This is a genomic window from Pseudomonas sp. C2B4 (assembly GCF_013359695.1).
Classification (GTDB): Bacteria; Pseudomonadota; Gammaproteobacteria; order Pseudomonadales; family Pseudomonadaceae; genus Aquipseudomonas.
In genome coordinates this window covers 1-7835 of sequence record NZ_JABFMU010000109.1, presented here as the reverse complement: position 1 = coordinate 7835, position 7835 = coordinate 1, and the positions used below count along the sequence as shown (strand labels likewise).

8 protein-coding genes are annotated in these 7835 nt (G+C 61.5%); 5 read left to right on the top strand and 3 right to left on the bottom strand.

All coding sequences use genetic code 11. The features are described 5' to 3' along the window. Window positions 1-173: 173 nt before the first annotated feature. From HNQ83_RS30585 to HNQ83_RS30570, 4 genes are all read left to right on the top strand, one after another. Entirely contained in the window at window positions 174-908 is a 735-nt protein-coding gene (locus HNQ83_RS30585) for a response regulator (protein WP_175392570.1), read from the top strand. A 177-nt stretch (window positions 909-1085) separates the two neighbouring features. Next, window positions 1086-1433 carry a hypothetical protein gene (locus HNQ83_RS30580; RefSeq protein WP_175392569.1) on the top strand — a complete coding sequence of 116 codons (348 nt, stop codon included), beginning with the start codon at window positions 1086-1088 and terminating at the stop codon, window positions 1431-1433. A gap of 241 nt (window positions 1434-1674) precedes the next feature. Then, window positions 1675-2409 (top strand): ABC transporter substrate-binding protein, encoded by a 735-nt coding sequence (locus HNQ83_RS30575; protein WP_175392568.1) that lies wholly within the window; start codon window positions 1675-1677, stop codon window positions 2407-2409. Between the two features lie 106 nt (window positions 2410-2515). Continuing rightward, on the top strand, window positions 2516-2740 hold the full coding sequence (locus tag HNQ83_RS30570; protein WP_175392567.1) for a hypothetical protein: 225 nt from the start codon (window positions 2516-2518) through the stop codon (window positions 2738-2740). Window positions 2741-2864: 124 nt separating this feature from the next. Here the strand turns inward: HNQ83_RS30570 and HNQ83_RS30565 are convergent, their stop codons facing one another. From HNQ83_RS30565 to HNQ83_RS30555, 3 genes are all read right to left on the bottom strand, one after another. Then, window positions 2865-4295: an FAD/NAD(P)-binding protein gene (locus tag HNQ83_RS30565; protein ID WP_175392566.1), complete on the bottom strand. Its 1431-nt coding sequence runs from the start codon at window positions 4293-4295 to the stop codon at window positions 2865-2867. A 310-nt stretch (window positions 4296-4605) separates the two neighbouring features. Next, entirely contained in the window at window positions 4606-6009 is a 1404-nt protein-coding gene (locus HNQ83_RS30560) for an LLM class flavin-dependent oxidoreductase (protein WP_175392565.1), read from the bottom strand. A gap of 161 nt (window positions 6010-6170) precedes the next feature. Next, window positions 6171-6734 (bottom strand): helix-turn-helix domain-containing protein, encoded by a 564-nt coding sequence (locus HNQ83_RS30555; RefSeq protein WP_175392564.1) that lies wholly within the window; start codon window positions 6732-6734, stop codon window positions 6171-6173. Between HNQ83_RS30555 and HNQ83_RS30550 the strand changes: the two genes are divergently transcribed. Beyond that, the gene (locus HNQ83_RS30550) at window positions 6729-7754 is read left to right on the top strand and encodes an EamA family transporter (protein WP_175392563.1); all 1026 of its coding nucleotides are present in this window, start codon (window positions 6729-6731) and stop codon (window positions 7752-7754) included. The genes HNQ83_RS30555 and HNQ83_RS30550 overlap by 6 nt on opposite strands. Window positions 7755-7835: the final 81 nt, after the last annotated feature.

Here is a 7835-nt window from a genome sequence, read left to right as displayed (position 1 = left end):
GTCACCACTACTGCTGAATGTGCTGACGTCTTCGCGAGCAGGCTCGCTCCCACAGTTGAATACAGGATATCTGTGGGAGACTGGTTGATTGGCAGGCCGCTATGACTATCCAAACAAAAACGCCAAAAGCTCCCCTAGAATACGCAAAACGCGAATAACAAGAGGCTCGACCCATGGACCACGTCAACCACATCCTGATCGTCGACGACGACCGCGAAATTCGCGAACTGGTGGGCAACTACCTGAAGAAGAACGGCCTGCGCACCACCGTGGTTGCCGATGGCCGACAAATGCGCAGTTTTCTGGAAGCCAACCAGGTCGACCTGATCGTGCTCGACATCATGCTGCCCGGCGACGACGGCCTGGTGCTGTGCCGCGAATTGCGCTCGGGCAAGCACAAGGCCACGCCGATCCTCATGCTCACAGCGCGCAACGATGAAACCGACCGCATCCTCGGCCTTGAAATGGGCGCCGACGACTACCTGACCAAACCTTTCGCCGCCCGTGAACTGCTGGCGCGGATCAACGCCGTGCTGCGCCGCACCCGGATGCTGCCGCCCAACCTGTTGGTCACCGAAAGTGGCCGCATGCTGGCCTTCGGCCGCTGGCGCCTGGACACCACCGCCCGGCATTTGCTGGACGAAGACGACACCCTGGTGGCCCTCAGCGGCGCTGAGTATCGTCTGTTGCGCGTGTTCCTCGATCACCCGCAACGGGTGCTGAGCCGCGACCAGTTGCTCAACCTGACCCAAGGCCGAGATGCCGATCTGTTCGACCGCTCCATCGATTTGCTGGTGAGCCGCCTGCGTCAGCGATTGAAAGATGACTCACGGGAGCCGACCTACATCAAGACCGTGCGCAGCGAGGGCTATGTGTTTTCCTACCCGGTGGAGATGCTCGAGGCGTAGGCATCAAACTTTTCCAGGGGTTTTGTATCCGTCTGTATATGAACCCCGTCCAGATACGCAACAGCCGATTTCAAGTCGTTCAGGCACACATCCGCGATACACCCCGGCGTTTAACTGTGACCACCAGCTAGCACGAGCTACTGACCACTCACTACTTAAGCGCACGGAGAATCAACCATGTTCAACTTCTCGAAAGTTTCGTCCCTGGCACTCGGCCTGGCCTTGGTAGGCGGTCTTGGCCTGTCGAACCTGGCCTCGGCCAACACCGCGACGGTGGCGACCCCGACTGCCGCTCAGGCGCTGTTGGCAGAAGGCGGTGCCGATCGTTTGCAGGAACTGCGTGAGCGAGTTGCCGAAGGTGGCTCCGATCGCTTGATCCAGAATCGTGTTGCCGAAGGGGGTGCAGACCGTTTGCAGGAATTGCGTGAACGTGTCGCCACGATCAGCCCGGGCAACGCCCTGCGCGGCGGTGTGATCGTCGCGGAAAACCGTGCCGAGTTCGGTTCGAAATATCAGCGCTACTGATCGCGTTCTACCTTGCAACACCATCTCTAATGTGGGAGCGAGCCTGCTCGCGAAGACGGACTACCAGTCAATATCAGTATCGACTGACACGCCCTCTTCGCGAGCAGGCTCGCTCCCACAGTTTTTCGACACCCCGCCCCCCATAAATCCTCATCTCTGACACAAAAGCCCCGGTGATAGTCCGGGACAGTGGCACTGTGCCTGTACTAAGATTTGCGCTTCATTACATCAAGGACGATTCATGAAGCGCTTTGCCGGTTGCCTGCTGTATTTCCTGACGCTGAATGCGCTCGCGGCCGATCTGACCCTGCTCACCGACAACCACCCGCCCCTGCATTTCCAGCAAGGTGGCCAGTTTGTGGGTTTTGGCGTGGAGGTGGTCCAGGCGCTGGCCGAGCGCACCGGCGATCACGTGAGCCTGCAACAACTCCCGTTGCTGCGGGCCTTGCACGTGGCCAGCACTGAACCGGCTACCGGGGTCTTTACCATCTTGCGCACCGCCGAGCGCAATGATCAGTACCAGTGGGTCGGGCCATTGATGGAGGTGGAAACGGCACTGTACTCCGCCGATAGTACCCGCCCCCCCGTGCACAGCTTGCTCGAAGCCGGCAACGTGGGCCGGATCGTCGTTCCGCGTAAATGGCTGGTCTACAGCTACCTGCAGGCGCAGGGCCTGACCAATCTCTACGGTGTCGCCTCGCCCGAACAAATGATGCGCCTGGCGCGCATGGGTCGTACCGACTTCGTGGTGGCCGACACCCTGTCCATCGCCTCCATGGCCCGTGAAGAAGGGTTGGCGCCCAGCCAGTTGCACTACCAGATGCCCTTGATGCAGCAAGGCAGCTACATTGCCTTTTCCCTGCAGACCGATGTGCGCCAGGTCGCACGCTGGCAGCAGGCATTGGACGAGATGGCCCGCGATGGCCGTCTGCAACAGATCAAGCAGCGCTGGCTCAGCGACAGCACACCGCGCTGAACAGGATCAACGCATTCGATAACGACTATTGGCAAGGGTGTTTTCTCATCGGCGCGCTCCAGCACTACAGTGGCCCCATCTTCTTCCCACGCTCTGGAGCAACATCATGAAAAGCATCATCGGTCTCGGTTTCGCCCTTTCGGTTCTTGGCGCCACTTCCGCCATCGCCGCCCCCCATGCCTCCGCGCCAATCGTCGCGGCGACCAACGTCAGCCAACCGGCCACGCTGAATGTGAACACCGTCAGCAACGACCGCCAGGACAGCCAGAAAGCAAAACTCTACGTCGCGGAAAACCGGGCTGAGTTCGGTTCCAAATATCAGCGCTATTGATCAACGGCCTTGGGCTTGGCCTTTGTAGGAGCGAGCCTGCTCGCGAAAAACGTCCAGACAACGCGCTCAACCAGACAGGGCGCGTTATCGTTGACGTCCATCGCGAGCAAGCTCGCTCCTACCGCTAGCCCCCAACCAATCGCGCGGCGAGGGCCTTGGCCTGACTCGCCACATCAGTGACAGCCGTACTCTCCCACCACATCCCCCGTAACGGCGGCCCCATGGCGAACAGCCGTGCACTCGCCCGCCCATCAGCCTCCAGCACCGCCCCATCCACCTGGGCAGCGATCCCCAGCGCCAACGGCCCCGGCTTGATCAGTCCCCGTGCCAGCAACTGTTGCGGCAGCGGTCGCGCGACCCGTCGCCAGTCGTACTCGATGCCGCTGGAGTTGATCAACGCCGCGCCACTGACGACCGTCGCATGAGCCTCGCCTCGACGTCGAATACGGATACTGACCTCACCGTTCACAGACGGCTCAAGCCCTTTGAAGGACGCAGCCTGAATCCGCAACCGCCCCTCCCCGTGCAAGCGCGCCACCAGTTCGGCGCTCAGCGGTGGCGAGCGGTGGTGATGACTTTCCCACCATGGCCGCACATGCCGCACGAACTGGCGACGCTGCACATCAGTGGCCTGGTTCCACAAGCGGCCGATGTGCGCGCGCACGGTGTCCAGCGGCGCCTGCCAGTCGATGCCTTGGGCCACCGCGTCACGGCAATGCCTACGCAGTTCGCGCACCAGTTCTCGCGGCGTGCGAAGGCTGTGATCCTCAGCCAGGAAATCCGTCCAGGCCGGGGGTTGCCGCCGCACGTGAGGCAACAAGCCATGACGGGAAAACACTTCGATCGGTCCGCGATGCCCGGCCTGCTCCAGCGACACCACGGCATCGACCATGGTCAGGCCCGAGCCGATAATCAGCACCGTCGCCTGAGGATCCAGCTGCCGCATGGCGGTTACATCCCATGGATCAAGCGCCGCTGCGTTCAAACCGCTGGATTGGGTCTGCGGTGTGCGGGCGGCGGGGAACATACCGGTGGCGAGCACGGCGAAGGCGCCCTGCAAACGCTGACCGTCGCTCAAGGTCAACCGAACCGCCTGCGCATCGGTTTGCAGATCGACCACCTCAGCCCGTACATGCTCGACCGTCGAACCGTTCAGCGCCCCCACCGCCTGCGCCTCGGCCAGGCGCTGCTGCACGTACAGACCAAAAATCCCCCGTGGCGGGAACAGTTCACTCACCGGCACATGTTGTTCATCCGACTCCGGCCAGCCACCGGCAGCGATGAATTCGGTCAGCCATTGGGTCAGGTCGTCGACGTTGTCCGGGTCGACGCTCATGCGCGCCGCATTGCCATTGAGCGTATGGCCCAACTCAACAGCGCTGTACGCCTCGCCCCGGCCCAATTCGGCGCGGGGTTCGATCACCAGCACCTGGCGACGGCCCGGCAGGCGCAACAACTGCGCCGCCAGCATCGCGCCGCTCAGGCCGCCGCCGACGATCAGGATGTCCGCGTGACGGATGGCGTCGGTTGCCTGTCCGTTTTGGATTTCACTCATGCCGTTCTCACTGGTTCCAAATAGAAGTCATGCAACCCGTCCCGGGCCAACAACGCTTCGTTGCTGTCAGGACGATAATAGGCGTCAAAGCCCTGGAATAGTCATCCGGCAGTACCAAAGTAGGATGCGCCCTCAGCACCCTACCTTGTGGGAGCGAGCCTGCTCGCGATGGCGGACTGGCAGGCAGCATCGATGTTGCCTGTGCCGGCCTCTTCGCGGGCAAGCCACGCTCCCACAGGTCTTTTTGGTGTTCACAAATTTTGCAATCGTCCCCGGACCCTGTGGGAGCGTGGCTTGCCCGCGAAGGCATCTACGCAGACACCACCTTCCGCTCCTGCTGCCGCAACGCCCCAAGGTCACGATAGCCACTGCCCGGATGTACCTGCGGCAACCTCGCCCCTTCTCCAAACAACTTCTCGCGCAAGGTCCCCGGCGCATATTCGGTCTTGTACGCCCCGCGCTTCTGCAGTTCCGGCACCAGCAATTCCACGGCGTCGATGAAGGTTTCGTGGGTCAGCGCGTACGCCAGGTTGAAGCCGTCGACATCCGTGTCCTCGACCCATTCCTGCAGCAGGTCGGCGACGGTTTCCGGGCTGCCGACAAACAGCGGGCCAAAACCGCCGATGCCCACCCAGTCGGCCAGTTCGTTGGGTGTCCAGACCTTGTTCGGGTCCGCCGTGGAGAACGCCTCGACCGCCGATTGAATGGCGTTGGTGTGCACATGCTTGAGGGGTTCATCGGGTTTGAACTGGCTGAAATCGATCCCGGTCCACCCCGAAATCAGCGCCATGGCGCCTTCGTAGCTGACCCAGGTTTTGTACTCCTCGAACTTGGCTTTGGCCTTCGCGTCGGTTTCGCCGAGGATCACCGTTTGCAGGTTGAAGATCAGGATCTTCGACGGATCTCGCCCGGCCTCCGCCGCGCGACGACGGATGTCAGCCACGGTTTTCTTCAACAGGATTTTCGACGGCGCGGCAACGAAGACGCATTCGGCATGCTCGGCGGCGAATTGCTTGCCGCGACTCGATGCGCCGGCCTGATACAAAACGGGAGTCCGTTGCGGCGAGGGTTCGCACAGGTGAATGCCCGGCACCTGAAAGTGTTTGCCGACATGCCGGATTTCGTGGATTTTGCTCGGGTCGCTGAACACGCGGCGCTCACGGTCGCGCAGGATGGCGCCCTCTTCCCAGCTGCCTTCCCACAGCTTGTAGCAGACTTCCAGGTACTCCTCGGCGAAGTCGTAGCGGGCGTCGTGTTCGGTCTGGGTTTTCTGCCCGAGGTTTTTCGCGCCGCTTTCCAGGTAGGAGGTGACGATGTTCCAGCCGGCGCGGCCCTTGGTCAGGTGATCGAGGGTCGACAGGCGTCGGGCGAACGGATACGGATGCTCGAACGACAGCGAGGCGGTCAGGCCAAACCCCAGATGTTCGGTGACCAGCGCCATCGGCGGGATCAATTGCAGGGGATCGTTGACCGGCACCTGGGCCGCCTGCCGAATCGCCGCATCGCCATTGCCGTTGTAGACGTCGTAGATCCCCAGCACGTCGGCGATAAACAAACCGTCGAACTTGCCACGCTCAAGGATCTTGGCCAGGTCGGTCCAGTATTCCAGGTCCTTGTACTGCCACGAGCGATCCCGTGGATGCGCCCACAGCCCGGGCGACTGGTGGCCGACGCAGTTCATGTCAAAAGCATTAAGACGAATTTCACGGGCCATCAAACGGCGCTCCGAAGCGTGGGGAATGAATTCCCGTGGCTTTTGCAGGAGTCGTGCCTGATTACTTACTCGTTACATATCAATCAGTTACAGATAAATCAGAGAAAACCCCACAGCTTTGGAGCAGCAAAGTGTTTATCCGGTGTTGATCGGCCAACAGTTCAAATCACCACGTTGCGCACAAACCGCACGGCCACCGGGCCTTCGTTGCGATAGGAATGCGGCTGGTTGCTGGCGAACATGAAGAACTCGCCTGCGTTGATGTGATGCGGTACGTCGCCGACCATCAGGGTCAGGCAACCTTCGAATACGTAGAACTGTTCGCTCCAGCCATCGGCGTCCGGCTCCGAGGGGTAGTGCTCACCCGGTTCGAGACGCCACTCCCAGAGCTCGACCTCTCGGCTGGCGTTGGCCTTGGCCAGCAACACGGCTTTGCTGCCGGGGATGGTCCCGGCCCAGGCCAGTTCGTTGATGCGGCTATGATCACGCACGTCGGGGGCCTGGATCAGGTCGCTGAACGCCACGTCCAGGGCCTCGGCGACACGATCGAGGGTGGTCAGGCTGACGTTCTTTTCACCGGCCTCGATGGCCACCAGCATGCGCCGGCTGACACCGGATTTTTCCGCCAGGGCGGTCTGGCTCATGTCGGCGGCATGGCGCAGACGACGAACATTCTGGCTGACGTGTTGCAGGACCGAAGCCCGTTGCGTGGAATCTTTGTGCACTATATTGCTCACTGGGTGGTGTTGCGCAGTATACTGCCCAACTTCGGTCGCATTGTGCGTCCCCCTCAAATAGTGTGCAAGATCATGACGTCGGTGAACTCCCCCCAGGCTTCCTCCCGTTTCCTGCGGCTCAGCAAGGCTGAGTGCGTGCTGGTGCTGATCACCATGGTCTGGGGCGGGACCTTTTTGCTGGTCCAGCATGCGATGACCGTCAGCGGACCGATGTTTTTCGTCGGCCTGCGCTTCGCCGCCGCCGCCACCCTCGTCGCCCTGTTCTCCTGGCGCAGCCTGCGGGAACTGACCTTGTTCGAGCTCAAGGCCGGCGCCTTTATCGGCGTGGCGATCATGCTCGGCTACGGCTTGCAGACTGTCGGCCTGCAAAGCATTCCCAGCAGCCAGTCGGCGTTTATCACCGCGCTGTACGTGCCCTTCGTGCCCTTGCTGCAATGGCTGGTGCTGGGGCGCCGTCCGGGGTTGATGCCCAGCATCGGGATCATGCTGGCGTTCACCGGGTTGATGCTGCTGTCGGGGCCTGCCGGCGCGTCCTTCCATTTCAGCCCCGGTGAAATCGCCACGTTGATCAGTGCTATCGCCATTGCGGCGGAGATCATTTTGATCAGCACCTTTGCCGGTCAGGTCGATGTGAAACGGGTGACGGTGGTGCAACTGGCGGTCACATCCTTGCTGTCGTTCCTGATGGTGGTGCCGACCCAGGAGCACATTCCGGACTTTTCCTGGCTGCTGCTGTGCAGCGCCCTGGGGTTGGGCGCGGCGAGTGCGGCGATTCAGGTGGCGATGAACTGGGCGCAGAAGAGTGTTTCGCCGACTCGCGCAACCTTGATCTATGCCGGTGAGCCGGTATGGGCCGGGATTGTCGGCCGGATCGCCGGGGAGCGACTGCCGGCGATTGCCTTGCTGGGGGCCGGGTTGATCGTGGCGGCGGTGATTGTCAGTGAGTTGAAGACCAAGGGTAAGAATGCCGAGGCTGAGGAAGCGTTGGAGCGGGAAACCCAAGGTTAAACCACAATGATTGTGGCGCCGGATAGATAGCTTTCGCGAGCAGGCTCGCTCCCACAGAGGAATGCATTCCAAATGTGGGAG

Coding starts and splice junctions, on each gene's coding strand:
- HNQ83_RS30585 (WP_175392570.1), top strand. CDS start 174: ATGGACCACGTCAACCACATCCTGATCGTCGACGACGACCGCGAAATT.
- HNQ83_RS30580 (WP_175392569.1), top strand. CDS start 1,086: ATGTTCAACTTCTCGAAAGTTTCGTCCCTGGCACTCGGCCTGGCCTTG.
- HNQ83_RS30575 (WP_175392568.1), top strand. CDS start 1,675: ATGAAGCGCTTTGCCGGTTGCCTGCTGTATTTCCTGACGCTGAATGCG.
- HNQ83_RS30570 (WP_175392567.1), top strand. CDS start 2,516: ATGAAAAGCATCATCGGTCTCGGTTTCGCCCTTTCGGTTCTTGGCGCC.
- HNQ83_RS30565 (WP_175392566.1), bottom strand. CDS start 4,295: ATGAGTGAAATCCAAAACGGACAGGCAACCGACGCCATCCGTCACGCG.
- HNQ83_RS30560 (WP_175392565.1), bottom strand. CDS start 6,009: ATGGCCCGTGAAATTCGTCTTAATGCTTTTGACATGAACTGCGTCGGC.